This window comes from Saccharothrix australiensis (assembly GCF_003634935.1).
Taxonomy (GTDB): domain Bacteria; phylum Actinomycetota; class Actinomycetes; order Mycobacteriales; family Pseudonocardiaceae; genus Actinosynnema; species Actinosynnema australiense.
In genome coordinates this window covers 1,623,480-1,648,901 of sequence record NZ_RBXO01000001.1, presented here as the reverse complement: position 1 = coordinate 1,648,901, position 25,422 = coordinate 1,623,480, and the positions used below count along the sequence as shown (strand labels likewise).

The window sequence follows — 25,422 nt, the reverse complement described above, 5'->3', positions numbered from 1 at the left end:
TCCGGATCCCTGGTTAATCTCGTCACGTGGACCGACCGCGCAAGCCCACCCTCGACACCGTCGCCAGTGCGGTGGGTGTGTCGCGCGCCACGGTCTCCAACGCCTACAACCGCCCGGACCAGCTATCGGCTGCCCTGCGCGAACGCATCCTGGAAACGGCGGCGACCCTCGGCTACGGCGGCCCGGACCCGGTCGCGCGCAGCCTCGCGACCCGGCACAGCGCGGCCGTCGGCTTCATGCTCGGCCAGGGGCTGTCGGCCGCCTTCTCCGACCCGGCGGCGTCGATCGTGCTCGACGGCCTGGCGTCGACCGTCGACGGGCACGACCACTGCCTCGTGCTGATGCCCGGTGGCGTCGACGGCGGCCCGCGCCCGGAGACCGTGGCCAGGGCGCAGGCGGACGTCGTCGTGGCGTACTCGCTGCCCGACCGGGCGCCCGCGCTGAACGCCGTGCGGGCGCGCGGGCTGCCGATGGTGGTCATCGACCAGCCCGTGCTGCCCGGCACCGCGCGGGTCGAGGTGGACGACGCGGGCGGTGCGCGGTTGGCGGCGTCCCACCTGCGCGCGCTGGGCCACACGCGGATCGGTGTGCTGACGTTCAGCCTGCTCCCGGACGGCTGGACGGGTCTCGTGCCGCCGGCGCGCCTGGCGGGCGGTGCGTTCCGCGTGACCCGCGACCGCCTGGCCGGGTACCTCGACGTCGTCGGCCGCGACGCGCCGGTCTGGGAGTGCGCGGGCAGCAGCCGTGAACTGGGCCGCACGGGCGCCAGGGCCCTGCTCGCCCTGGCACCGCGACCCACGGCGCTGCTGTGCGCTTCCGACGAGCTGGCGTTCGGGGCGCTGCGCGCGGCGCGCGACCTGGGCTTGCGGGTGCCCGCCGACTTGTCGGTGGTGGGGTTCGACGACGTGCCGGCGGCGGCCCACGCCGATCCCCCGTTGACTACGGTGCGTCAGCCCTTGGCCGAAAAAGGGCGACGGGCGGGCGAGTTGGCGCTGCGGCTGCTCGACGGAGGCAGACCGGGGGAACCGACTAGACTGGCCGTTCGTCTCGTCGAGCGCGACTCGACAGCGCCTCCAGCGTGATCCACCTCACTTTTAGGGCTTCTTGATCACCCTTCCGGCGCCTGGACGAAACGGTCCACGTCTTCCGGACGATGTGTCCGGTGGGGCGGCTACGTTGCTACAGCGCGTGGTCGACAGCCCCTCCAGCCTCCGTAGCTCAGTGGAGAGAGCGAGGGACTTCTAATCCCGAGGTCGCAGGTTCGAATCCTGCCGGGGGCGCTGGATCGAAAGCCCCCTGACCTGCAAGGATCGGTCAGGGGGAGCTGGAGAGTCGATCTTTGAGGGCTCGCGTGGAGCCAGCAGGTCCGGACCAAGCTGCTCAACCAGGTGGACGAGCAGCGTGCGCCACGCACGAAGGCCACGATGAACATGCTCCTCGACAGGTACGAGGAGACCCTTGATCACGGAGTCGAGCGGACCACCGCCATCGGGTACCGCCGGAACATCCGGCTCCACACCCGGCCCGTGTTGGGCCACTTGCAGATCGGCAAGCGTCTCACCGGGGAGACCTTCGACTCCTTTGACGCGATCCTGAAGCAGTGCTCCCAGCGCTGCGGAGGCAAGGGCGACTTCATCGAGCACCGCAAGGCCGGCGAACACGAGTGCACCGACAAGTGCCGACGCCACAAGTGTCGAGCGCTGTCGGACTGACCGGCAGGATGCCGGCCGCACCCCTCGCCTTGGACGTTACGGGCAGCCCGGTGACCACGCTGGAGCCCAGGATCACCGGCCCGTACCACCGGATCGCCTCCGACTTCCGAGGGCGATCGCCTGCGGCATCCTCCGCCCAGGGGACACGCTGCCGACCGTCGCCGAGATCCGCAGGCGCTACGGCGTCTCCGCCGGCACTGGGAACCGCGCCGTAGCGGAACTGAAGGCGTGTGGTCTGGTGACCGCCAGTCGCGGCAAGCGCGCCGTTGTTGTCGGTCCCGATGCCAAGCACCCACAGGCCAGTGACGTTGTCGCGATCAACCGCCCACCCCCTGTGCGGTAGGACCTCAGCCGGTCAACGCCGCAAGCCGTCGTAGCTGCCGCTTCGACCCGACTTGTGCCGCGAGGAACCTCGCTCGCTCGGCGTGTGTCGACGCTTCCCTGTGTTCACCTTGCGCGGTGAAGACCTGCACGAGGTCGACCCGAAGTGCGGTTTCCGCTCGTGCGAAGGTCGGGTCGAGGCGATCGAGCACGTCGGAAAGCACGTCGATTGCTTCCACATCACCGAGTCGTGCGAGCGCGCTACCTCGCCATCGCGTGAGATGGGTTCGATCGAACACGAGGAATGACGCGGCTTCACCTTCGGAATCCGTGGGCATCGAGCGGGACGCGTCGTCGAAAGCCTGCGCACTGGCTGCCTGGTCGCCGTTTGCGGCGAGCGCCTCGCCGTGACCAGCCAATAGCCACGCCTCAAGCAGCTCGGGGGCTTCTCCCTCCGAGATTCTACAAGCGTACTCAGTTAGTTCGACCGCGGATACGGTATCACTGATATCGAGCAGGACTACGGCTTGTCCGGCACACGCATACGCCTCAAGGGCGCGGGATTCCGCGACACGTGCGGCACTGCGTGCTTGGTCGTAGTGCTCCCACGCCTCACGGATGAAGCCTTGGTCGAGTGACTGCCAGCCGGCGAGCGTAGAGGCGTCCGCCAGCACTCGTGCCAAGCCGACGCGCGTCCGGTGGTCGAGAACATCTCCCAGTAGTCGCCACATCTGGTTGATCTGAGCACGAACCTCCCCGAGCAACGTGGAGGCTCCAAGGCGTCGGTCGATCACCCGCGTGAGATCGAGCTTCTGCTGAAGCAGTGACACGGTCTGCTGGTCGACAGCACGTCCGGACGCGATCCGCGCCTTGAGTTCCAACGCCTCGCAGGACCATTCCTCCGGTGCGGGAACGTCGGCGGACACAGGTGTCAGCAGTTGTTCAAGCGGAATGCTCAGCATCTCTTCGAGGAGCTTCCGGGTACCCGGTCGAACCGGTCCCAGAGGCCGGTCGTCCGCCCGGCGACCGGTAGCGACTCTGTGCACGTGTCGCGGGCTGAGCGTGGCGTTGATGCCACGCTCCCACGCGTACCGCGTCGCCTCCTCGCTGAAGTCCTCCGCGGTTTGCCCGCGTTGCTTCAGCAGCTCCCCGAACAGCGTCCGTGGTCGCTCGTGGTTCGGCCTCATCGGCTGGCCTCTACACTTCATGATGCCAGCGCTGATCAGCATAGGGCATAGCAGGTCTGAAGTGGGCAACCACCAGGTCATTCACCTACCGGAGATCGACTGACAAGCTGACTTCGGCGCAAGAGGCATCCAGGATGGTGATGGCCTTGGTTGAGGGACCGGCAGTTGTCGACCGGGGATGGATCGAGTCCGAAGAGGTGCTGCTCATGCACCTCCGCACACTCACAGGTGGCTCCGAGTCGGACAACGACGGAAGGAACCATGATCATGACCGCGGTACTGCTGGATGATTCGGAGGAGGCCCAGGAGACCGATGCGTCCCCCTCGTTCCCGGAGGGCGAGTTCGGTGCCTTGATCTGGGCGATGGTCAACGACAACGCGCCTCGGGTGTTCGCGGTGGTGCAGGAGTACGGCGAACGCGAGGACGCGCGGGTGGGTGCTTGGGGCTTGGCGTTCCCGGAGCGGGCGGAGGTGGTGTCGGTCGAGGGCACGTTCCGGATGGGTGCCCAGTCCCCGGAGGGCGCGTTGCGGATGTTCGAGTCGCCGGGTGTCAGAGCACGGGTGGTGTGGGTGGACAAGACGGGCGCGGTGGACCGGGAGTCGGCGGGATGAGCGGCGGTTTCCTGTTCGCGTTGGAGTGTGCCGAGCGTGGGTGGCCGGTGATACCGGGTGCCTCGTGGCTTGACGGCGCTTACGTGGACCCGGTGCTGGGTCATGAGCGTGATGCGTTGTCGCTGTGCCCTCCGGACATGGCGACCACGGACGAGGACTTGGTTCGGCGGTGGTGGCCGGTGCTGGCGAGTCGGTTGGAGCGTTCGGTGTTGGTGGTGACCCAGCCGAACCTGGTGGCGGTGGTGGTCGAGGCGGACCGCGCCAGGCGGGTGGTCGGGTCGGAGGCGTTCCGTGCGAATCCGACGCCGGCAGTGCTGGTCGCCACGTGGGACCGGGAGGAGGAGGCGATGTTCCTGCTCTCCTCCTCGCGGGGGCTCGCGGGCGAGAGTGTCGCTCCGGTGAGCGCGACCATCCCGATGCCCTCTGCGGTGGTCGAGGGTCGCCCGGTGCGGTGGTTGTGGCCGATGACCGAGTGCGAGTCGTTGATGGCCGGAGAGCAGTTGGCGTTGCTGTTGAAGTAGCTCGATCCGCCTGGAGGAGGGGTGACGATGTCGTGGACTGTCAGGCTGCGTACGCAGGCTTTCAACCGGGCCGCGCTGCTCGCGGGGTTCCCGTCGGTCTACGCGCTGGCACAGGCGATGAGGGTCGAGCGGTCGACGGTGCACCGGGTGTTGAACGGGGAGCAGCGTCCCGGACCCGCGTTCATCGGTGGTGCGTTGATGGTGCTCAAGCCGATGGACTTCGGTGATCTGTTCGAGGTCGTCTCCAAGCCCCTGTGACGGGCATCGGCTGTGGGCGCGCTCCTCTCCAGGGGCGCGCCCACAGCCGTTTTCGGAGGTTCGGGACGGGTTGCCCTCCCCTGTCCCACCCGTCACAGTGGGCTGTTAGGGCTGGTGGGAGCTGGTTTCGAGGGTGTCACACCCGCTGGGACAGGTTCGGCCTGCCGGGACGGGTCTGCGGCCGTCCCGACGTTACGACGTGCTGTGTCGGGTGATCGCCTCCCGGATCTCGGCGGTGAGGTAGCCGCGCACCTGACGCACACCGTCGTGGGTGGTGATCCGGTCACGCTTGGGCCTGCACCCCAGTTCGCCCATCTGCAAGCCGAACGCCGTCGGCTCCACGTCCAGCGCCGCGACGAGTTCGGCGGTGGGTACGAAGTCCCGCTCCCCGAGATCGTCTCCGAGGTAGTCCACAACGGACGCGAGTGGTTCGGGCAGTTCCTCTTCCTCTGCATGTCCGGTCACGGTGCCGATGGCGAACACCATCCGGTCGGGTGCCAATCCGGTGTCCTCACCCGCCGCGTGTCCGCTGAGCGTCCCTTCCGCTTCCCGGAGCACCCGGCCGCGTCGACAGATGGTGCGCCAGTCCTCGTTGGGCATGTAGAAGGTGCGGACCGTGATGGCAAGCACGTCGGCACCGCCGGTAGTCCCTCCGTCCGGACGGAGGATTCCGACGCCCTTGTGCGAGGCCAGGAGGCGACTGCTGTCGTAGCCTCGCGTGTTCATCTGTTCACCCAGGACGATGTTGCTGTCCCGCCAGTCCATCACCCGCAGCGCGAACCGCGAGCCCATCACCGCGCGGAGGTTGCTGGGGATGGTCTTGCTGTCCGGACGCTGCGTCGCCAGCACGAGCACAATGCCCGCGGCCGGTCCCTTACGGGCGAGCCACGTCAACAGCTCACCCACGTACTCACCGGCGGTGAGCTTCTTCTCCTGCACCTCCAGCGGTGTCCGATCCTCCAACGGCACCTGCACCTCATCGATGATGATCGAGGTAACCGGCATGTTCAGGTGCGGATCGCGGGACATGGCAGGCGTGATCTTCGATTCGGGGCACACCTCGTCGTCAAGCTCCTGCATCCTGCGGTAGCGGCCTTGGACTTCACGGACGAGTTCCACGAGCCAGTCCACGAGGGTGAGCACGTCACCCGGTTCGTCGCCGGACAAGAACCGGTGGGCTACCAGTCCCGCCACATACCAGTCCTTGCCTGCCTTGAAGTCGGCCACGTAGAGCCGCGTGTGCGGGTCGAGGATCAACCCGGCCGCCGCCAGTCGTGTCGCAAACGTCTTGCCCTGCCTCGGGATCGCGCCCACGAGCAACGACGTCCACACCAACGGCAGGTCCACCCTCCGCTGCCGCGCATCCTTCCCGAACGGCACCGGCTGCCACGCATCCCACCGTTGAACATCGAGCATCGGCGTCCGCTGCGGAGCACCGCTGTAAGGGTCCTTGTCCGCCACCCACAGCGCCACGCGCCCGGCATGGCCACCGTTGCCGCGCACGCGTTCGGCGACGAGCTGGACCTCGTCCACCGCCAGCGCGGACGCCAACGCCTCACGGTTCTTCACCACGTCGGCCGCCTTGCGCGTAGCAGGCAGGTCGACCGTGACGGCCCAGCCGTCGCCCTGCCTGGTGGCGCGTTCCACGAGTCGTAGCGTCTCGTCCTTGCCGATGAGCTTCGCGTCCCGGAACGCGTCCACGAGCGCCCGACTGTCCATCGTCCACGTCAACGTGCGCGGACCGGACAACACCGCCTTACGACCCGGCGAGCCGTCCTTACGACCCAGGACAGCCAACCCGACCGCCACGACACCACCACCAATCCACAACACCCGGTGCCCGTGCAGGAGGTCGAGCACCGCGACCGCCACAGCGACACCACCACCAACGGCACCAGTGACCTTCCAGCGGAACAACGTCAACGCCCGGATGTCACCGAACGACGTCCGTCCACCTGACGCCGTGCGCTTGGCGGACTCCGCAGACCCTCGTTCACGAACGCCAGCCGTTGACGTGGCCGCAACGGTTGTCGAAGGCTGAGCCGCTTCCGTGAACGCTGCCGACACCGCTTCCGTCAACTTGTCGCGTAGATCCGTGACCGCCTCCGCAGCCACGAACACCACCAGCGGAGGCACGGAGTGCAGCACGATTCCGGACAGCGACCCGGCCGTGTACGACGCCCAGGTGTTCATCACGTACGTGGCCGCCAAGGTGAACCACTTCGCCCGACGCACCCAAGGCCCTGTCCGCACCTGGTAGCGAGCCGTCACCTGCTCCGCGCGCAGGATCGCCAGCAGCACCAACGACACGGTCGGGTCCAGCAACCACGCGGCCCACCACGGCAGCGACCAGGCCGACGCCGTACCCGCCGCGAAGTGCTGGACGTTGGTCATCGTGAACCCCAGCCCGAGCACGATCCCAACCCAACACAGCCGGTCCACCTGCGCCCGCACGCGTTCGACTCGCCACGCGACCACGTCGGGCCGCGCCTGGTGCGCTCGCAGCTCGGCCGCCCCAGCGGCCTCCCTCGCGAGCCTCGCCGCTGTGCTCTCGTCCGGCGCGGCGGGTGGCCGCCCGAAGGCGACCACCCTTCCCACACCCTTCACGGTGCTCACCGCCGGTCACCCCGACGACGAGGGCCGTCCACGGCGGTCACCGTCAGCGCCTTGGTGAGCGTGTACGCGGAGAACAGCGCGGGCAGACCCAGCACCGCCCACAGCAGCGTGGAGTCCCGACCGTGCGTGATCACCAACCACTGAACACCCACGATCGCGCCAGCGGTCACGACTACCCGGCCCGTGAGCGACAGCAACCGGGCACCGACACGCGCTGTGTTCGCCGCAGCCTTCGCCTTACGTGAGCCGGCCCGCCATACCGTCACCAGGGCCAGCAGCACGCCCAGGCCCGCGAGGACTTGGGTGACCGTCAAGTTGATCGTCATGACTGCCCACCCCTCCCGTTGCGCCGCGCCCGCCACACCGGGTGCAGGGCACGCCGGTCCTCGTCGGACAGACCACCCCACACCCCGAACGCGTCAGCACCGACCGTGCGCAGGTCCAGTTCCAAGCACGCACGCCGAACCTCGCACTCCGCGCACAGGCGCGCCGCCAGCTCCTGATCGCTCAGGTCCTGGTCGTCCCACTCGGGCACCTCGTCGGCCGCCGCCGGCTACAAACACCGACCGTCCCGCGCGACGATGTCCGACAACACCTCGTCCGGCACTGCCGCGAGCTGGTCAAGATCCGCGGCGATCGCCTCGTAGTACTCCTTCGGCTTCACCACCGGGCACCCCCGGTCACTCGCGCCACCTCGCGCGCAGTCCTCCGCTCAGCGGCCATACCGGCGACGTCGACCACACCACCGGAGTCCACCGTCCGCCGCACCATCTCCTCGACGGCCTGCGCGGGGACGACATATCGAGTCCGGACGCAGACCGCCGGAAAGGCGTCTTCCCTGATCGCCCGGTACAACGTGGAGGGTGCGATGCGCATGAGGCGCGCGGCCTCACGCACCGTGTAGAAGGTGGGCGAACCAGCGCCCACGCCAGTTGTCGTACTCATTCGCCATGCCTCCGAAAGACTGATTTCACCGTCCGGAGCGCTGACATAGGCGTTGATTATCACCGTCTAAGCGCTGGTGTCAGCGAAAGCTCCAGTTTTGACCTGAGCCGCGCGCTAACGTCGGCGCTAAGGGCGGAGCACGGAGGCGTACGTGAACGAGAATTGGTCGGCAGTCGCGGAGGCAGTGAACGCCCGCGCGGCCGAACTGGCTTTGAAGCAGCGGGAACTCGCCGAGAAGTCGGGCGTCTCGCTCGCGATCGTGCGCGAGATCCAGCAAGGTCGAATCGAACGTCGCCGCAACCCGCGAACCTTGGAAGCGCTGTCGATCGCGCTCGACTGGCACCCGCAGCACCTGACGGCGGTTCTCAAGGGTCAGAGCCCACCGGAGGCAGATCCCGCCTCGGCACCGGTCGACAACCCGGTGATCCCGCTGTTGAACACCATCATCCGGGAGATCCGCGGACTGCGTGCCCAGCTCGGAACGCTCACCAATCGACTTGACGACGAGCCGCGAAGAAAGGACTAGTTCGCGGTAGCTATTCGGCGGCGCCTGCATCGCTGTCATGGCAACAGCAGACCGCGAGACAGGGGGACGAGATAATTGCCAGGGACTAACGCACCACCTGTTAGGTGTTGTTAAGTCCGCAGGTCACGGCCTCAGGGGACGGGGAGAGCGTGGCGCGATCGGGGCGTGGTGGTCAGCCGGCCACCCGACTACAGGGCATCCGCAGGGAAGCAGGCCGCACGCAGGGGCAGGTGGTGCGCTACCTCCTTGAGCGAGGCAAGGCCCTCGGCATACCGGTAGCCAGTGAGTCAGCGTTGCTCGTCATGCTGTCACGCTGGGAGAACGGCCACGTGGAAGTGACCGACACGGGCTATCAACGCCTCTTCCGAGAGTTCTACGGCCGCACCAACGAAGAACTCGGCTTCCCTCCCGAGCCGTTGAACGAATCCGCACAAGAACTTCGCGACCGGCTGACACTTGCACGTAGCATCGACCGTGAAACCCTCGACCTGTTCCAAAGCCAAGTGAACGCCGTACGCGGTTCGGACAAGAGGTTCGGCGCCCTGGTAATACTCGACCAACTGAACAAGCTGGTCAGTCAGATTGAGGGCATTCAAAAGTTCAGCGTCAGTACAGAGCATCGAAAGCGGTTGGCGGCCACGCTCACCGACGCGCGGACGTTGGCAGGCTGGACAGCACTGGACCGCGGATCGCAATTGCAGGCATGGCAATACCATGAGGATGCCAAGGTCTCGGCCCGAGAAGCAGATTCTCCCAACCTGCTGGCGCACGCCACAGCGCAGCAAGCCGTGATCCTCCTGGACATGGGCGAATCCGCCGCAGCCGTCGAACTACTGGAATACGCACGCCAGGTGGTCGGCAATCGGGCCCCCGCGCTACTCCGCACCTGGCTCACAGCGGCATACGGCGAAGGTCTCGCTGCCGTCGGTAGGCACGATGAGGCGCTTCGTGCGTTCGATGATGCTCATACGCCGATGCCCAACGACCCGCTGGACCCCGAAATGCCGTTCCTGCTTCTCAACGACGGACATCTGACTCGGTGGCGTGGCAGCGCTCTTCTAAGGTTAGGCGACCATGACGCGATCAACGAGCTGGAAGCAGCAGCCCAGAAGCTGGAGTCAACGCCGGCCTCGGCAATCCGCGGGCAGACCGGAATGTTCGTTGACCTAGCCTTTGCTTACGCTGCCGCCGGCGATAGCAGGATGGCCGTCGAGTACGCCCGCAAGGCCCGTCGCCTCGCGGCTCAAATCGGCTCCGACCGCCAACGGCAGCGTCTCGCGAACTTGGAGCTACCTGACGCGCGCGGCTCAGGTATTGCGCGAAGCTAGGTAGAACAACAGCGGCACGATCGCACCCGAGCCAAGCACTTCGCCGCGCTTGACGAGTTCCAACATCCGATCAATCGGAATCCACTCGATCCGCGCGGCCTCTTCGGCGTCGGTAGACTCACCGACCTTCTCGGCCTTCCGCCAGATGTAGGCATTCACCGGAGCATCCACCATGCCGGGCAATGGCTGGAACGTTGCAATATGTTCTGGCTCGCCAATCGGCCGCCACCCGGTCTCTTCTTCAGCTTCCCGCGCAGCGGTAGTGGCCGGACTTTCACCTTCTTCAACGAGTCCGCCAATCAATTCATAACCCCACTGGTCAACAGCGAACCGATACCGCCATAGCGTTAGCACCTCTTCATGATCGTTCAGGAGGAGTGCAACAGCGACTTCATGCAGCTTGACCACATGATGTTCGAATCGATTACCGTCGGGAGGCTCGACGTCTACTAGGTCGAGCTTGATCCACTCGTTGTCATAGACGGCTCGTTTGCCGTGCACCGTCCACCGTAGGGCCTCGGGGTAATCAGTCACGTCTTGATACTACAATTCTGACTCATCGAACGCCACGCACCGAACTCGACCACGCCGTCCGCAGCGCACTACGCCACGTCCAACGCCACCTCCACCTGCTCACCGGCTTCCTCGCCCACACCGGCCTCACACCCGTCAACCCAACAAAGAAAGGTCAGTAAAATAGTATGGGCATCTCGGTCCTGCCAACTTCAGCTCCACCGCGTTAGACATACAAGCGAAACCTACCTGAAATGATCTTTCGGATAGGCAATCCAACGAACTTCCACCCGTCAGGGGAGGATCAAGGCGAGGCAGGGGCTCATGGCATCGATCATGATCGTTCCCATGTGGGCCCGACGCTCGACGCCTCTGGACTCCCAGCCGAGCGCCAGGTTCGCCACGCGCTGGATCTCGCTCGCGCGTACAACCAGCGGAACCGGGTGGACGACGCCCTCGCCGTAGTGCTGAACGCGAGCAGATCGCGCCCGAGCAGGTGCGGCACCACTTCGTCAGCCGCCAGCTCGTCCTCACGTGGATGCGAACCCAGCACACCGCGCCTAACTCGTTGCTCACGGGACTCGTCAACCGGATGAAGCTGGGTTGATCGCGTAGGGTCTTCGGCGTGGGCAACCCAGCAGACAGGTTCGCTACGCCTCGCATGGCCGCTGGCGCTCTGTTTGTCGACGGCGACCGTGTCCTGATGGTTCGCAAGACCTACGGCGAGCGATGGGATCTCCCAGGGGGCTACGTCGACAGCGGCGAGTCGCCAGCCGCAGCGTGCAGGCGCGAGATCGCCGAAGAACTTGGCCTCGACCGCCAGGTCGTCAAGCCGCTGGTGATCGACTGGGCACCCTGGGACTCCGAAGGCGACAAAATTCTTTGGATCTTCGACTGCGGCCCGCTGGGCGAGGACGCTCAACACATCCGCCTTGATCCCGCCGAGCTTGATCACTGGGCTTGGGTGCCGATCGACGCCGTTGCCGACCACGCCATCCCCAGGCTCGCCCGACGCATCCGGCACGCCTACGACGCCTACCGGTCCAGCCAGACCGTCTACCTCGAACACGGCGAGCTTCCAGCATCCACTACTCCGTAGTCGATCGCTCGCCCCGTCCGCGAACCGTCGCGGCGCTCGTGTTCAGAGTTCCTTTTCTTCATCAAGGCGGCCCCTGCCGGGGCCGCTCGCGCCGCTCCGCCCGAGGCCGCTCGGCAAGGGCGCGGGGCCCGCCTCCGGCACCCACGCCCGCCGACGGCCGGAGACACGCGCGGCCCCGGCAGCCGCCGCAGGTTCAAAGATCAAAAGATGCGCTCGCCGCGCGGCAGGCCAACAGGATGACCGGTGTCCGCGGCTGCTTCCGGACCCGGCGGGGACCGGGGCAACGTGTCATCCCGACGACCTCCCGAAGGGCTATCACGCGAGCTGGGGCCTGCGAGCCTGGCACCGCACTCGCCGGTCGATCGGGCATGTCGCAGGCCCCCAGCTCGCGTGACAGGGCTGCGCCAGGTCGACGGGATGACACAAAGCCCCTCGTATGACGAAGATCAGCGGTGGTCTGCCGGGCGCCGTCGGGTGCGTGTCCGAAGCGGGCAACGGCCCGTTACGAGACTGGGCTGAACCGAATGAAAACCAGGGCAAGCGTGGGTATAGTCCCAGGTCACGAAGTGTCTTCCCCGCGCGAGCGGGGGTGGTCCGCGTCTGGCAAGGACCTGTCGAGTTGGACGCCGGTCTTCCCCGCGCGAGCGGGGGTGGTCCGCGGTAGGCGGCGTACGGATCGTCGTCCGCGCGCGTCTTCCCCGCGCGAGCGGGGGTGGTCCCGACGCGTGCGACAGTTAACGCCCCGGTAACCTGTCTTCCCCGCGCGAGCGGGGGTGGTCCCCAGCCGCCGCGGTCGGCCGCCGACACCGCGCCGTCTTCCCCGCGCGAGCTGGGGTGGTCCGGCCAAGGTGCTCATCGGCACGGCATCCTCCGTGTCTTCCCCGCGCGAGCGGGGGTGGTTCCAGCGACCAGAACGTGCTGTCCTACCTGCCCGACGTCTTACCCACGCGAGCCGGGACAAGATCAACTCTCTGCTTTTGCCCCACAAAACCATGACAAGCGACTGCGAAGGACGATCCACAGTGGTCATTCGCGAATGCTAAGAGTGCTGCTGGCGGTAGGCCCTGGCAGAGATCGGCAGATCATGAAGACCTCCGCCAACAATCTGTCAGGTCATGGACAGGGACCAAGATGGCCTCCATGCCTTACCCCTGCGAAACGACGGCAGATGACCGCTGTGGACGCTTAACGACACTTAACCAGCGGAGACCATCAGCGCAGGTGAGGAGCGGTGTCCTGCGATCACAGCGGACGATGACAGGTGTCTCGCTCTAATCCCGAGGCCGCAGGTTCGAATCCTGCCGGGGGCGCTGGATCAGCAGGCCCCCTGGCCTGCACGTACCGGTCAGGGGGACAAGCGGGTCGATCTTCGATCGTTCATGCTGGAGCCGACGGAGTCCCACGCTGGCTCCCTGAGCACGGGCAAGGCTTCGCGGGTGGCCTTGCGGCGGGGGTCGGCCTGAGGGTGAAGCCGCGACGTCGAACCACCCGGACATGCTCGACCACGACACATCCGGGGGCGCTCGCAGATCGACCGACCGCTGTGCGCCGAGACCTCAGTCGGTCCGTTCGAGCGCTCGCAGACTGGAACTCCTCGACGTCGGCAGCTCAGGTACTGCGGGAAGCCAGGTAGAACAACACCGGCACGATCGCACCCGAGCCGAGCACTTCACCGCGCTTGATGAGTTCCCCCATCCGATCAATCGGTATCCACTCGATCCGCGCGGCCTCTTCTGCGTCGGTCGGCTCACCGACCTTATCGGCGTGCCGCCAGATGTAAGCATTCACTGGAGCATCCACCATGCCGGGCAGCGGCTGGAAGGTTGCCACATGCTCCGGTTCGCCAACCGGCCGCCAACCGGTCTCCTCCACGGCCTCCCGCGCAGCCGTAGTAGCCGGATCTTCACCCTCCTCCACCAGGCCACCTATGAGTTCGTAGCCCCACTGATCAACGGCGAACCGGTAGCGCCACAGTGTCAGCACCTCTTCACGCGCGTTCAGGAGCAGGGCGACTGCCACCTGGTGGAGTCTCAATACTGGTGCTCGAAACGATCAACACCTGGCGGTTCGACCTCGACGAGGTCGACCTCTACCCATTCGCTGCGCTTCCTGTGGACGTTCCACCTCAGCTCCTTCGGATGTTCCGCCACCTGGCCGGCGTCGCGAACCTTCAGCGGTTTTGCCATGCCCTCGTTCACCGAAGCACGATGAAAGATGCGTTGATCACGCCGAGGCAGGTCAGTCGACATCCCGGCGATGGATCATGGTCGAGGTCGGACCGGTGACCTCTCGGGTCGCGTGACGAGAGCCGTGCTACGCCGGGCAGGTGTCAGGATGGTGATCATGGGGGAGTTGTGCGGGAGACAGGCCGAGGTGGACGCGATCGCCGGGCTGCTGGCGGGAGCCCGGACGGGGCGCAGTTCGGCGCTTGTGGTTCGGGGTGAGCCGGGTATCGGCAAGACGGCCTTGCTCGACCACGCCGCCGCGGCGGCGGGCGGCTTGCGGCTGCTCCGCGGCACCGGTGTCGAGTTCGAGGCGGAGTTGCCGTACTCGGGACTTCAACTGCTGCTGCGCCAGGCGCTCGGGTCCCTCCCCGCGCTGCCCGCCCCGCAGCGCGCGGCCCTGGAGGCGGCGTTCGGGCTCGGGCCCGCCCCCGGCTCCGAGCCGCTGCTGGTGGGGCTCGCGGTGCTCTCCCTGCTGGCCGAGCACGCGGACGGGACGGGGCTGGTGTGCCTCGTCGATGACGCGCAGTGGCTCGACCGGGCTTCGCGGGACGCCCTGCTGTTCGCCGCCCGACGCCTGCACGCCGAGGGCGTGGTCCTGATCTTCGCCGCCCGCGACGGCGAGGGGGCCTTCCCCGCCGCCGGCCTGCCGGAGCTGCACCTGTCCGGGCTGGCCCCCGAGGCCGCCGCCGCCCTGCTCGACCGGCACCCGCTCGCGCCCGCCCTGCGCTACCGCCTGCTCGCCGAGGCGGGCGGCAACCCGCTGGCCCTGCTGGAGCTGCCGGTCGCCCTGGCCGCCGAGCGCGGCAGCGCGTTCTCGCCGGGCGCGCTCCCCCTCACCAGCCGCCTCCTGCTGGCCTTCCACGGCCAGGTCAGCCGGTTGCCGGAGACCTGCCAGAGCCTGCTCCTGACGGCGGCGGCCGAGGAGACCGGCGAGCTGGCCGTGGTCCTGCGCGCCGCCGCCGCGCTGGGCGCGACCGTCGAGGACCTGGCCCCCGCCGAACGGGCGGGCCTGGTGCGCCGCGACGACACCGACGGCGCCGCGATCCGCTTCCGCCACCCCCTGCTCCGCGCCGCCGTCCACCAGCGCGCGCCGCTCGCGCGGCGGCTCGCCGTCCACCGCGCGCTCGCCGCCGCCCTGGACTCGCCCGAGCACGCCGACCGCCGGGCCTGGCACCTGGCGACCGCCGCCACCGGGGTCGACGAGGAGGTCGCCGCCGCGCTGGAGCGGACCGCCGCCCGCGCCCGCGAGCGCCGCGGCCACGAGGCGGCCGCGGCGGCGTACGAGCGGGCCGCCCACCTGAGCGCCGAGCCCGCCGACCGCGCCCGCCGCGAGGCCCTGGCGGCGGAGGCCGCGCTGGAGGCGGGCGACCTGGCGCGCGCCAGGGCCCTGGGTGATCGCGCGGGACGGCGGCTGGGCGAGGACCCGGCGATGCACGCGCGGATCACCCAGGTGCGCGCGCTCGCCGACTTCTGGCAGGGCTCCTACTCCTCCGCCCACCGGTCGCTGCTCGACGGGGCCGCGCTCGTCCGCGACACCGATCCCGGCCAGGCCGCCGCGTTGGTGCTCCAGGCCGTCCACACCGCGTGGTACCTGGGTGAGCGGCAGCTCGCGGCGACGCTGGACCGGCTGGCCGCGCTGCCGCTGGACGACGCGGACCCGCTCGCGCCGGTCGGCGCCCACCTCACCCACCTCGACCAGGGCCGGGCCGGGCCACCGCCGCCGCTGGCCGACACCCTCGCGGCGGTGCGGCGGCGGGGCCGCGCGCCCGACCAGGCGCTGCTGATCCTCTGCGGCGCGGCGCTCGCGCTGGGCCAGGACGCCGACGCCCACGAGCTGGCGACCGCGCTCGCCGCCGAGCACCGCGCCAGGGGCGGCGCCGGGCGGCTGCCGACGGCCTTGTTCTTCATGGCCGAGGGCGAGGTGTTCACCGGGCGGCACCTGGACGCGCTCGCCACGGCGACCGAGGCCCTCGGGCTCGCCCGCGACACCGGCCAGCAGCAGTGGGTCAGCCAGTTCAGCAGCGTGCTCGCCCACCTCGACGCCGCCAAGGGCGACGAGGCGGCCTGCCGGCGCAACGCCGAGGCGGGCCTGGCGGGCACCACCGCCGGTGCCGCCGCCCCCGGCGCGCCGTGGGCGCACTGGTCGCTCGGGCTGCTCGACCTCGGCCTCGGCCGCGTCGAGTCGGCGCTCGCCCGCTTCGAGCGCCTGACCCGCGAGCCGATGCGCCACCACATCTGCGCCACCCGCTCGACACCCGACCTGGTGGAGTCGGCCGTGCGGGTCGGGGCCCCGGAACGCGCCGCCGAGCCCCTGGCGCGCTTCGAGCGGTGGGCCGGGTCGGTGCGGCAGCCGTGGGCCGACGCGCTCGTGCTGCGCTGCCGCGCGCTGCTCGCCGACGACGACCGGACCGAGGAGCTGTACGCCGCCGCCCTGGAGCTGCACGACCGGGACGGCCGCGTGCTGGAGCACGCCAGGACCGCGCTGCTCTACGGCGAGTGGCTGCGGAGGGCCCGGCGGAAGGCCGAGGCGCGCGGCTCGCTGCAGGACGCCCTGGAGGTCTTCGAGCGGCTCGGGATGCGGCCGTGGGCCGAGCGCGCCCGCGGCGAACTCACCGCGACCGGCGCGCCGGAGCGGGGACCTCGGCCCGCCGAGGGGGTGGCCGCCGGCCTCACCCCGCAGGAACTCCAGATCGCCCGGCTCGCCGCGCGGGGACTGTCCAACCGCGACATCGCCGCGCAGCTCTTCCTCAGCCACCGGACCGTCGGCTACCACCTCTACAAGGCGTACCCCAAGCTCGGTGTCGCCTCCCGGAGCGAGCTGAAGGACCTCGCCGATCGACTGGGGCGGTGAGACACCGCCCCGGAACAGGCGCTGCCCGGACGCGTGCCCTCGGCTCCCCGCCGCGTCACCCCCGGACGGGCAGCGAAGCCCTGATCCCGGCGGCCTTCGCCGCCGCGTCGTGGTCGGGCCCGACGCCTTCGACGATGATCACCTCACCCTCCAGGTGGTCCGCCCGCAGCGGCAGGATCGCCTGGTACGCGGCCGACTCGTACCAGTTCCGCGCGTCCTCCACCGACGGGAACCGGAGCATGACGACGCTTCCGGGCCACTCGCCCTCGCGGACGTCCACCGCTCCACCGTGGACGACGAAGCGCCCGGCGAACGGGTCCATCGTCGCCTGGATGCGTTCCATGTACTCCAGCACCTCCGGGTGGAATTCCTCCGGGTCGCGAAGGTGCGCGATCACATAAGCGGTCATGGTTCCTCCTCCATGTCGACGGACAGCCGGGGCGGACCGGCCGAGCGGTCCGCCCGGAACACGCTCAGACCCCGGCCGGCACCCGGTCGAGGAAACCGAGCACCTGGCTGATCCGACCGTCGTCGCCGATCACGACGACGTCGAACCCGATGACGATCGGCTCCCCGCCGGCAGGCCCCAGGTGCCAGGTGAACCGCGCGACGTCGTGGTGGGCGTCCACGGCGCCACCGAGGCTGAAGACCAACCCCCCGAACTGCGCCTGGACCCCCGCGATGGCGGCGTCGAGCCCGTCCCTGCCCCGGACCGAGATCAGCGGGTCGGTGTAGACCGCGTCCTCGCCGAAGACCTCCGCCAGGACCGCCTGCCGCGCGGCGGCGTCCGTCTCGTTCCAGGCGGCGAGGTAGCGCTGGACCAGCTCGTTCACGTCGCTCATGGCTCTCTCCTCAGTGGTCGTGCTCTCCTGTCACGAACGAAGTTAGAGAACCGCGGACGACCGGGAATCAGTCACGCTTAGGTACTTCCGCGTCCGGGCCGCGCCGGGGGCAAATGGAGTCGACGGCTTCGGCGCGCGTCACTAATTTCGTCGGGTGCCTGCTTTCGAGGAGATCACCCGCCACCACGACATCGACCCGGACGAGGACCCGTGGGTGCAGGGCCCTCCCGCACCCGAAACGGTCGTCCTCGTCCCGTACGACCCGGAGTGGCCCGCCCGCTACCAAGCCTTGGCGGCGGACATCCGGTCGGCGCTCGGCGACGCGGCGCTGGAGGTCGACCACGTCGGCTCGACGTCCGTCGAGGGGCTGACGGCCAAGGACGTCATCGACATCGACCTCGTCGTGGCCGATCCCCGCGACGAGGACGCCTACGTGCCGCTGCTCGAACCCCTCGGCTACGTCCTGGTGATCCGCGAACCGTCGTTCCACGAGCACCGCGCCCTGCGCCTCTCCGACCCCAGGGTCAACCTGCACGTGTTCGGCCCGGACTGCCCGGAGGTCATCCGCCACCGCATGTTCCGCGACTGGCTGCGGACCCACCCCGAGGACCGCGCGCTCTACGAGAACGCGAAGCGATCGGCCGTGCCCGGTGGCGGCACCGTGATGGACTACAACCGGCGCAAGGAGGGCGTGATCCGCGACATCTACGACCGCCTGTTCCGCGCGGCGGGCATGCTGTGAGCCTTCACTTCGCATAGCCGTACCCCGAACACCGGTGTCCCTGCCGCCCCTGACCCCGCACGCGTCGGTCAGGGGCGGCGGGGACACCGTCGGCTCCGCCCCGAAAAACGGGTTGCCGCGCGATCCACCGGCTGACCACCATGGCGGACATGGAAATCTGATCAGTGGCGCACACGCGGGATGAAGACGGGTCGAGTTGCTCCCCGTCCTGGTCCGGCGTTTCACCCGAATCCCGCACCCCGTGATCGGTGTGGGTTTCCTTCACACGACGTGCTGTGCACGTCGTGCCGGCCGGAGTGCTGCGTTCACCCGGCCTTACGCCACTGGTTCCGAGAGGCAGTCCACGGCGCGGAAAAACGCTGCCTGACGCCTCTCCACATGCTTGGGATGGCCGAAGCCATGAGTGATCCCCGCGGTACCCGTGTGCCCGCAGACGACCACGGACTCGACGTCGACCGAAAAGCTCTCTGGGTGGTCCGGGAGCTGGGACTGCCCGCCATCGTCCGCACTTGCGCGTCGTGCAGGTCCACGCGCCACCACCCCACCGGGAAGTTCCGGGTCAACGCGAACGGAAAGCTGCTCGACGTCTGGATGCTCATCGGCTGCGAGCGGTGCGGCCGGACGGCGAAGATCCCCGTCCACGAACGGATCCACGTGCAGGCGCTCGACGACGAGCGGCTGGTGCGGTTCGAGGCCAACGACCCGGCGCTGGTGCGGAGCCTCGCCACGGACGCGGCGCTCGCCGGCCGGGCCGCGTACCGGCTCGACTGGAGCGGCACGTGGGAGCTGGAGACCGACCTGCCGTTCCACGAGCTCGACCGCGCGGACCCGACGCCCCTCGCGGTCGTCGTCAGGTTCGAGCTGCCCGCGCCCATCCGGGTCGGGAAGCTGCTCACGGCCGGGTTTGGCCTGAGCCGGTCCGCCGTGCGGGGCATGGTCGACGCCGGCCTCTTCCACCTGCCCACGGGCGTCGACGCCAAGGTCCGCGCGGACTTCACCTTCTTCGTCGGCCGCACACCGCCACCGTCCCGTGGCGCGGAACGGCCGTAGCGGCCCGCCCCCGCGCACCGCCATCCCCTGTCCTCGCACCGATCGAGGGCAGGGGGTGACCGCGAATGCCCCTAGCGTCGGGCCCATGACGAAAGCCAACCCCATGACCGTGCTCGTGACCGGCGCGACCGGCACCGTCGGCCGCCCGCTGGTGGCGCAACTGCTGGCGGCCGGGCACCGGGTCCGCGCCCTCACCCGCGACCCGGCGAAGGCGAACCTCCCGGCGGGCGCGGAGGCGGTGGCCGGCAACCTCGCCGACACCGCGAGCCTGGCCGCGGCGTTCTCCGGTGTCGACGCCGTGCACCTGATCGGCTTCGACGGGGCCGACTTCGCACCGCTCACCAACGGCGCGGAGATCGCGGACGTGGCGAAGGGCGCCGGCGTGCGCCGGGTCACCGTGCTCAGGGGTGACGTGACGAAGGGCCCGCTGGAGGAGGCCGTCGAGGCGAGCGGTCTGGAGTGGACGCACCTGGCGCCGGTGGAGTTCATGGCCAACGCGTTGGAGTGGGCGGAGTCCGTGCGCACCGAGGGCGTGGTCCGCGAGGGGTTCGCCGACGCCCGCAGCGCCCTGGTCCACGAGGCGGACATCGCGGCGGTCGCGGCCACCGCGCTGACCGCCGACGGCCACGCGGGACAGGAGTACTGGCTGACCGGGCCGGAGGTGCTGACGCCGCCGGAGATGGTGCGCACGATCGGCGCGGTCCTCGGCCGGGAGGTGCGGTACGTCGAGCTGGGCGTGGACGAGGTCGTCGCCCGGTGGCGGCGGGCCGGCCACTCCGCCGCGGACATCGAGTTCTTCCTCGCCATGCGGACCGACCCGCCGGAGGCCGGCTACACCGTGCTGCCCACCGTGGAGGAGGTGACCGGCGCACCGGCGCGCACCTTCGAGCAGTGGGTGCGGGAGAACGCCGCGGCCTTCGGCGGCTGACGACACCGCGCCCGAGGCCGTCCCGCGCCGCTCGCGGACGCCTCGGGCGCGGCGAGCACCGACGGCAACCCCGCCGCGCCCGGCCCGTCGCCGCGGTCTCAGTCGACCCGCGCCACGCCGCCGTACCCGAGCAGCCGGGCCGGGCTCGACGCCTCCGACGGGTTGTCCGGACGCCAGTCCGGCAGGCACACCAGGCCGGGTTCCACCAGGCTGGTCCGCTCGTCGAACCAGCCGAGGATCTCCTCCCGGGTGCGCACGTACACGTGCTCGTCGGCGGCGGCGTAGGCGCCCACCAGCCGGGCCACCTCCGCCTGGAGCTCGGGACCCGCCTCCTCGCTCGCGATGTGCGAGATCGCGAGGAAGCTGCCGGGCGCCAGCAGCTCCCGGTACCGCCCGACCAGCTCGCCCGGCCGGTCCTCGTCGGAGATGAACAGCAGCACGCCCACCATCAGCAGCGCGACCGGCTCGGAGAAGTCGATCAACCGCCGCGTCTCGGGGTGGTCGAGGATCGTGCCGGGGTCGCGGATGTCCGCCTGGACGATGGTCGCGAACGGGTTGCCCGACAGCAGCTGCCGGGCGTGGGCGTAGGCCACCGGCTCGTAGTCCACGTACACCACGCGGGACGCCGGGTCGACCTGCTGGGCGATCTCGTGCACGTTGCCGACGGTCGGGATGCCCGAGCCGAGGTCGAGGAACTGGCGGATGCCCTGGTCGAGGCAGAACTTCACGACCCGGCGCAGGAACGACCGGTTGAGCTTGGCGACGGCGGGCACCGAGGGCGCGATGTCGAGCACCTGGTCGGCGAACGCGCGGTCGACGGCGAAGTTGTGCGCGCCGTCGAGGAAGTAGTCGTAGGCGCGGGCGGCCGACGGCACGCTGAGGTCGACGTCGCTGCGCGGCTCGTAAGACGGGGAGGACACGGTGTTGGGCCTTCCAGGAACGTGACCGGTGTTCGGTTTACCGGCGAGCCTAAGCGGCTCGCCGCGCCGGGGCGATCGCAGGGGTGATCCGACGCACCGGGCCGACGCCCGAGGTGACGCCGAGCGGGCCCGCGTCGCCGACGACGACGCCGTGATCATCCTTTGGTCGCGGTCGCCGTCGTGCCGCAGGGCGACGACGAGGCGGCCACGGGATGACGACCGCGCACCGGTCCGCTGGTGATCATGACCGCGGACCGGCGCACGGCCGGTCCGCGTGACCGGGAGGACCACCTTGTCCAGAACGCTCGTCCGCCTCGCGGCGCTGGGTGTGTGCGCCGCTCTCGCGGGGACGCTCACCGGGACGGCGCACGCCGCGCCCGTGCGACCGCGACTGCCGCCGCCGTCCGGCGCGGCGTCGGTCGGCACCACCGACCTGCACCTGGTCGACGCCGGCCGCCCGGACCCCTGGCACCCCGAACGCGGGCGCGAGCTGATGGTGACCGTCAGCTACCCGGCGCTGCCCTCCGACGCCGCCCGCGCACCCTGGGTGAGCGCCGAGGTCGCCGACCACACGCCGCTGTTCCGGGACCTGCGGTCGCTGCCGGGCCTGACCCTCGACGTGGCGGGCGTGCGCAGGCAGGCCCGCGTCGACGCGCCCGTCGACCGCCGGCGCGGCCCGCTGCCCGTGGTGCTGTTCTCGCCCGGCGGCGGGCTGCCCCGCGAGGTCTTCGCGACGCTGACCGACGACCTGGCCGGCCGCGGCTACCTGGTGGTCTCCGTGTCGCACACCCACGAGTCCGGCGCGGTCCGGTTCCCCGACGGCCGCGTGGCCGTGCCCGACGACCAGCCGTGGGTGCCGGAGACCGCCCGCACCGTGCTCGACGCCCGGATCGCCGACACGCGGTTCGTGCTGGACCGGATCACCGACCTCGCGGCGGGCCGCAACCCCGACGCCGGGGGCCGCCGCCTGCCCGCCGGCCTCCTCCGCGCACCCGACCCGCGGCGCGTGGGCATGGTCGGGCACTCGATCGGCGGCTTCACGGCGGCCGAGGTGATGCTGCTCGACCCGCGCGTCAAGGCGGGCGTGAACATGGACGGTTCGTTCGCCACCTTCGACGACCCGTATCGACCCGGTGAGAGCACGACCCGCAGCGTCGACCGCCCGTTCCTGCTCATGGGCACGACCTCGGCGAAGGAGGACCACACGCACGGGCCGGACTCGGTGGACCGGAGCTGGCAGGAGTTCTGGGCCGCCCAGCGCGGCTGGAAGCGCGACCTCGCCCTGGTCGACGGCGGCCACCTGGGCTACTCCGACCTCCAGTCGGTGCTGCCGCAGCTCGGGGCCGCGCTGCCCGATGACCTGCGCGTGGAGGCGATCGGCACCGTCGACCCGGCGCGGTCGCTGCGCGTGCAGCGCACCTACCTCACGGCGTTCCTGGACGCGCACCTGCGCCACCGCCCGACGCCGCTGTTCGACGTGCCCGCCCGCGCGCCGTTCCGGTTCGTGCCCTGACCCGACCACCCGGAGATCGGCCGCCGCCCGACGGGCCCACCGCACAACAGGCCCTTCGACGGATGGAACCGCGACCTCCGGCCGTGCGACGGTACGTGTCCGGCCTGATCCCCCACCGGATCGGGCCGGGCACCGCCGCCCTGCACGGAAACGACCTTTCCAAGGAGGTGCGCCATGTCGTTCCGGTCACGAACCCTGCCTGTGGTGGCCGCTCTGGCACTGGCATTACCCGTGACGACCGTCCCGCCGGCGCAGGCCGAACCGCCCTCGCCCACCCGCGCCGCCGCAGTGGCCGCGGCGGGTGAGCTGAAGACCACCGACGTGTCCCTGCGCTACGCGCCCACCGGCCGCTCCTGGCAGGTGGTGCTCACCGAGCCCGGCTCGTCCTACCTCAAGGTGCACTTCTCGTCACTCGAACTGGCGCCCGGCGACCGGGTGACCGTGGCCGACCCGACGGGCCGCGAGGTGCACACCTACCACGGCGACCCGACCCGGCGCGCGTTCCCCGGCGACTCACCGCACACCGTGCACGGCAAGCGCGGGTTCGCCGCGATGTCGATCGACGGCGACACCGCCGTGGTCACCCTGCACGCCGCGGTGGAGCGGCCGGACGCCGCCGCCCTCGGCAGGCGCGGGCTCGGCGCCCGCGTCGACTCCTACTACCGGGGCTTCACCGAGCCCGAGCGCGCCGCCGCCAACCCGGCGCCGCTCAGCGTCTGCGGCACGGACGCCCGCCGCGACGTGGTCTGCTACCAGAACAACCACCCCACCGAGTTCGCCCGGTCCGGCGCGGTCGCGCGGCAGCTGCTCAACGGCCTCGGCCACTGCACGGCGTGGCGGGTCGGCAACACCAACCGGATGCTCACCAATTACCACTGCATGGAGAGCGCGGCCGACCTGCGCGCCAGCGAGTTCCAGTTCGACTACCAGTGCGCCACCTGCGGCGGTTCCAACCCGAAGCCGGGCACCAAGGTCAGCGGCCTGGAGCTGATCAAGTCCAGTCCGCTGAGCGCGTTGGACTACGCGCTGTTCTCGGTGAACAACTTCGCGTCCATCCAGCAGTACGGCACGCTGTACCTGGACGTGCGGGAACCCACGGCGGGCGAGCGCATCTACATCCCCGGCCACGGCGACACCAGGCCCAAGCGCCTGTCCCTGTACGAGGAGCGCGACGGCGGCGCGTACTGCAAGATCGACGTGGTGTCGTCCGGCGTGAACACCGGCTACCGGTGCGACTCCTCCGGCGGCAACTCCGGGTCACCGGTGCTGGCCGCCTCGTCGCACAAGGTGATCGCCCTGCACCACCTCGGCGGGTGCCCGAACTGGGGTACCCGGATCAGCCTGGTGAACCGGGAGATCGCGAGCCTGATCGACAACCGGCCGGCCAACCCGTAGGCCGAGCGGGCCCGGACGGGCCGGTACCGCGCTCCCGGTGCGGTACCGGCCCCCGGTCAGCCCGCGGCCACCGGAACGGGCTCGGCGGCCGGTGGCAGCGGTTCCGGCCGCGCGGCGCGGCGCTGCCCGCGGCGGTTGATGATGGCGCGGCCCCACGCGATCGCGGGCTTCTCGCACCACCGGTAGACCAGGTCGGCCATCAGCAGTGAGACCAGGATCACCACGACGCCCGTCGCGGTGCCGTTGATCGCGAACCTCGGGATCGTCAGCACGACGATGAAGTGCGCGACGCCCTGGATCAGGTACAGCGAGTACGACCGGTCGCCCACGAACCGCATCGGCGCGGTCGACAGCAGCCACCGCAGCGGACCGCGCGACACCAGCACGACCAGCAGCATCGCCACCAGCAGGGCGTACCCGAGCAGCAGCCACAGGTTGTTCCGCGTGCTCGCCCACAAATCCGTCATGTTCACGTGCAGGGCGACGAACCCGATCGCGACCGGAATCGCGGCGAGCGGGTGCGTCAGCGGCGCGATGAACGCGAACGAGCGCTCGTTGTGCATGAGGATCGCCAGCAACGCGCCGATCAGCAGGATCGCGTAGTGCACGGTCGACTCGTAGAGCAACGTCTGCGAGTAGTCCATGATCCAGCCGCCGGTGAACGGGATGAACAGCACCATCGCCGCCAGCGCGGCCACCGCGACGGCGATCCGCCGCTTCACCGCCGCCACCCCGACGACCACCATCAGCGCAGGCCAGAACAGGTAGAACTTCTCCTCGACGCCCAGCGTCCACGACCCGCTGAAGAAGTTGTCGGGACCGCCCGAGTTCACCGCGGGCAGGAACTCGTTGAAGAACGTCAGGTAGTACGGCAACGCCGTGGGGAACGCCCGGCTGTGGAACTCCCCGCGCAACCAGCAGAACAGCACGATGAACCCGAGGATCACCAGGTACGGCGGCAGGATGCGGAACACCCGGCGCAGGTAGAACGCTTTCAGCGAAATCCGGCCATTGGTCGACTGCTCGCGCAGCAGCAGGGTCGTGATGAGGAAGCCGGAGAGCACGAAGAACACGTAGACGCCCACCCAGCCGGACACCCACGTCCACTCCGGGCCGGCGAAGTGGGACACCACGACGATCACCGCGGCGATCGCGCGCAGGCCGTCGAGGGCGGGGAACCGGCGCATGGCCATGAACTCGGCGTGGGTGAGCACCCGGACAGCCCTTTCGACGTGACGCGGCATAAGCCGGCACACCGTACCCGAGGAAGCCTCCGGTTGGGCCGGGGAAGTATAGTTCGGGCCGATTCCGCTCGCCT

26 protein-coding genes, 1 tRNA gene, 1 pseudogene and 1 CRISPR repeat array are annotated in these 25,422 nt (G+C 69.7%); of the genes and pseudogenes, 16 read left to right on the top strand and 12 right to left on the bottom strand.

Going from position 1 to position 25,422, the window contains the following annotated elements; translation table 11 throughout:
- Window positions 1-26: 26 nt before the first annotated feature.
- From C8E97_RS07800 to C8E97_RS36770, 4 genes and pseudogenes are all read left to right on the top strand, one after another.
- The gene (locus C8E97_RS07800) at window positions 27-1,082 is read left to right on the top strand and encodes a LacI family DNA-binding transcriptional regulator (protein WP_121002989.1); all 1,056 of its coding nucleotides are present in this window, start codon (window positions 27-29) and stop codon (window positions 1,080-1,082) included.
- A 125-nt stretch (window positions 1,083-1,207) separates the two neighbouring features.
- A tRNA-Arg gene (locus tag C8E97_RS07795) sits at window positions 1,208-1,280 on the top strand.
- Window positions 1,281-1,388: 108 nt separating this feature from the next.
- On the top strand, window positions 1,389-1,712 hold the full coding sequence (locus C8E97_RS07790) for a hypothetical protein (RefSeq protein ID WP_121002987.1): 324 nt from the start codon (window positions 1,389-1,391) through the stop codon (window positions 1,710-1,712).
- Window positions 1,713-1,824: 112 nt separating this feature from the next.
- A pseudogene (locus tag C8E97_RS36770) lies at window positions 1,825-2,055 on the top strand (GntR family transcriptional regulator); the annotation flags it as partial.
- Between the two features lie 4 nt (window positions 2,056-2,059).
- Here C8E97_RS36770 and C8E97_RS07780 read toward each other — a convergent pair.
- Window positions 2,060-3,262 (bottom strand): NsdA family TPR-like regulatory protein, encoded by a 1,203-nt coding sequence (locus C8E97_RS07780; RefSeq protein ID WP_121002983.1) that lies wholly within the window; start codon window positions 3,260-3,262, stop codon window positions 2,060-2,062.
- A gap of 225 nt (window positions 3,263-3,487) precedes the next feature.
- Between C8E97_RS07780 and C8E97_RS07775 the strand changes: the two genes are divergently transcribed.
- From C8E97_RS07775 to C8E97_RS07765, 3 genes are read left to right on the top strand one after another with little or no spacing between them, the layout of a single operon-like run.
- Window positions 3,488-3,832: a hypothetical protein gene (locus C8E97_RS07775; RefSeq protein ID WP_246018746.1), complete on the top strand. Its 345-nt coding sequence runs from the start codon at window positions 3,488-3,490 to the stop codon at window positions 3,830-3,832.
- On the top strand, window positions 3,829-4,353 hold the full coding sequence (locus tag C8E97_RS07770; RefSeq protein WP_121002980.1) for a bifunctional DNA primase/polymerase: 525 nt from the start codon (window positions 3,829-3,831) through the stop codon (window positions 4,351-4,353). The genes C8E97_RS07775 and C8E97_RS07770 overlap by 4 nt, the downstream gene beginning before the upstream one ends.
- Before the next feature lie 27 nt (window positions 4,354-4,380).
- Window positions 4,381-4,611: a helix-turn-helix domain-containing protein gene (locus tag C8E97_RS07765; RefSeq protein WP_121011046.1), complete on the top strand. Its 231-nt coding sequence runs from the start codon at window positions 4,381-4,383 to the stop codon at window positions 4,609-4,611.
- A gap of 192 nt (window positions 4,612-4,803) precedes the next feature.
- On the opposite strand, the gene C8E97_RS07760 is transcribed toward C8E97_RS07765, so the two are convergent.
- From C8E97_RS07760 to C8E97_RS07740, 4 genes are all read right to left on the bottom strand, one after another.
- Window positions 4,804-7,227, bottom strand: a complete 2,424-nt coding sequence (locus C8E97_RS07760) for a P-loop NTPase family protein (RefSeq protein WP_246018745.1) — start codon at window positions 7,225-7,227, stop codon at window positions 4,804-4,806.
- The gene (locus C8E97_RS07750) at window positions 7,224-7,553 is read right to left on the bottom strand and encodes a hypothetical protein (protein ID WP_121011043.1); all 330 of its coding nucleotides are present in this window, start codon (window positions 7,551-7,553) and stop codon (window positions 7,224-7,226) included. Before C8E97_RS07750 ends, C8E97_RS07760 begins: the two co-directional genes overlap by 4 nt.
- A complete protein-coding gene (locus C8E97_RS36680; protein WP_342776200.1) occupies window positions 7,550-7,762 on the bottom strand; it encodes a WhiB family transcriptional regulator in 213 nt (70 codons plus the stop codon). The genes C8E97_RS07750 and C8E97_RS36680 overlap by 4 nt, the downstream gene beginning before the upstream one ends.
- 125 nt (window positions 7,763-7,887) lie before the next feature.
- Complete coding sequence (locus tag C8E97_RS07740; RefSeq protein WP_121002978.1) at window positions 7,888-8,172, bottom strand: helix-turn-helix domain-containing protein; 285 nt, start codon at window positions 8,170-8,172, stop codon at window positions 7,888-7,890.
- A 151-nt stretch (window positions 8,173-8,323) separates the two neighbouring features.
- Here C8E97_RS07740 and C8E97_RS07735 point away from each other — a divergent pair, with 151 nt between their 5' ends.
- Window positions 8,324-8,698, top strand: a complete 375-nt coding sequence (locus tag C8E97_RS07735; protein ID WP_121002976.1) for a helix-turn-helix domain-containing protein — start codon at window positions 8,324-8,326, stop codon at window positions 8,696-8,698.
- Between the two features lie 230 nt (window positions 8,699-8,928).
- A complete protein-coding gene (locus C8E97_RS07730; RefSeq protein WP_246018744.1) occupies window positions 8,929-10,026 on the top strand; it encodes an NsdA family TPR-like regulatory protein in 1,098 nt (365 codons plus the stop codon).
- Here C8E97_RS07730 and C8E97_RS07725 read toward each other — a convergent pair.
- Window positions 10,006-10,560 (bottom strand): NUDIX hydrolase, encoded by a 555-nt coding sequence (locus C8E97_RS07725; RefSeq protein WP_246018743.1) that lies wholly within the window; start codon window positions 10,558-10,560, stop codon window positions 10,006-10,008. The genes C8E97_RS07730 and C8E97_RS07725 overlap by 21 nt on opposite strands.
- Window positions 10,561-11,200: 640 nt before the next feature.
- On the opposite strand from C8E97_RS07725, the gene C8E97_RS07720 reads away from it, so the two are divergent.
- On the top strand, window positions 11,201-11,638 hold the full coding sequence (locus tag C8E97_RS07720) for an NUDIX domain-containing protein (RefSeq protein WP_121002974.1): 438 nt from the start codon (window positions 11,201-11,203) through the stop codon (window positions 11,636-11,638).
- A 568-nt stretch (window positions 11,639-12,206) separates the two neighbouring features.
- Window positions 12,207-12,540: a CRISPR direct-repeat array (repeat unit 28 nt; unit sequence GTCTTCCCCGCGCGAGCGGGGGTGGTCC).
- A 706-nt stretch (window positions 12,541-13,246) separates the two neighbouring features.
- Here C8E97_RS07720 and C8E97_RS07715 read toward each other — a convergent pair.
- On the bottom strand, window positions 13,247-13,657 hold the full coding sequence (locus tag C8E97_RS07715) for an NUDIX hydrolase (protein ID WP_342776199.1): 411 nt from the start codon (window positions 13,655-13,657) through the stop codon (window positions 13,247-13,249).
- An 11-nt stretch (window positions 13,658-13,668) separates the two neighbouring features.
- Window positions 13,669-13,836, bottom strand: coding sequence for a hypothetical protein (locus tag C8E97_RS36675; protein WP_342776198.1), 168 nt, complete (start codon window positions 13,834-13,836; stop codon window positions 13,669-13,671).
- Between the two features lie 145 nt (window positions 13,837-13,981).
- Here C8E97_RS36675 and C8E97_RS07710 point away from each other — a divergent pair, with 145 nt between their 5' ends.
- The gene (locus C8E97_RS07710) at window positions 13,982-16,714 is read left to right on the top strand and encodes a helix-turn-helix transcriptional regulator (RefSeq protein WP_211346940.1); all 2,733 of its coding nucleotides are present in this window, start codon (window positions 13,982-13,984) and stop codon (window positions 16,712-16,714) included.
- Window positions 16,715-16,769: 55 nt separating this feature from the next.
- On the opposite strand, the gene C8E97_RS07705 is transcribed toward C8E97_RS07710, so the two are convergent.
- Window positions 16,770-17,123 (bottom strand): DUF1330 domain-containing protein, encoded by a 354-nt coding sequence (locus C8E97_RS07705; protein WP_121002972.1) that lies wholly within the window; start codon window positions 17,121-17,123, stop codon window positions 16,770-16,772.
- 64 nt (window positions 17,124-17,187) lie between these two features.
- The gene (locus C8E97_RS07700) at window positions 17,188-17,556 is read right to left on the bottom strand and encodes a nuclear transport factor 2 family protein (RefSeq protein ID WP_121002970.1); all 369 of its coding nucleotides are present in this window, start codon (window positions 17,554-17,556) and stop codon (window positions 17,188-17,190) included.
- A gap of 154 nt (window positions 17,557-17,710) precedes the next feature.
- Between C8E97_RS07700 and C8E97_RS07695 the strand changes: the two genes are divergently transcribed.
- From C8E97_RS07695 to C8E97_RS07685, 3 genes are all read left to right on the top strand, one after another.
- Window positions 17,711-18,298 carry a GrpB family protein gene (locus C8E97_RS07695; RefSeq protein ID WP_121002968.1) on the top strand — a complete coding sequence of 196 codons (588 nt, stop codon included), beginning with the start codon at window positions 17,711-17,713 and terminating at the stop codon, window positions 18,296-18,298.
- A 471-nt stretch (window positions 18,299-18,769) separates the two neighbouring features.
- Entirely contained in the window at window positions 18,770-19,348 is a 579-nt protein-coding gene (locus C8E97_RS07690) for a DUF1062 domain-containing protein (RefSeq protein WP_246018739.1), read from the top strand.
- Window positions 19,349-19,433: 85 nt separating this feature from the next.
- Window positions 19,434-20,276: an SDR family oxidoreductase gene (locus C8E97_RS07685; RefSeq protein WP_246018737.1), complete on the top strand. Its 843-nt coding sequence runs from the start codon at window positions 19,434-19,436 to the stop codon at window positions 20,274-20,276.
- 98 nt (window positions 20,277-20,374) lie between these two features.
- Here C8E97_RS07685 and C8E97_RS07680 read toward each other — a convergent pair whose 3' ends face one another.
- Entirely contained in the window at window positions 20,375-21,196 is an 822-nt protein-coding gene (locus tag C8E97_RS07680; RefSeq protein ID WP_170211685.1) for an SAM-dependent methyltransferase, read from the bottom strand.
- Between the two features lie 292 nt (window positions 21,197-21,488).
- On the opposite strand from C8E97_RS07680, the gene C8E97_RS07675 reads away from it, so the two are divergent.
- Window positions 21,489-22,709 carry an alpha/beta hydrolase family protein gene (locus C8E97_RS07675; RefSeq protein ID WP_121002964.1) on the top strand — a complete coding sequence of 407 codons (1,221 nt, stop codon included), beginning with the start codon at window positions 21,489-21,491 and terminating at the stop codon, window positions 22,707-22,709.
- A gap of 204 nt (window positions 22,710-22,913) precedes the next feature.
- Complete coding sequence (locus C8E97_RS07670) at window positions 22,914-24,104, top strand: trypsin-like serine peptidase (protein ID WP_246018735.1); 1,191 nt, start codon at window positions 22,914-22,916, stop codon at window positions 24,102-24,104.
- Window positions 24,105-24,160: 56 nt separating this feature from the next.
- Here C8E97_RS07670 and C8E97_RS07665 read toward each other — a convergent pair whose 3' ends face one another.
- Window positions 24,161-25,318, bottom strand: a complete 1,158-nt coding sequence (locus C8E97_RS07665) for an acyltransferase family protein (RefSeq protein WP_246018733.1) — start codon at window positions 25,316-25,318, stop codon at window positions 24,161-24,163.
- Window positions 25,319-25,422 lie beyond the last annotated feature (104 nt).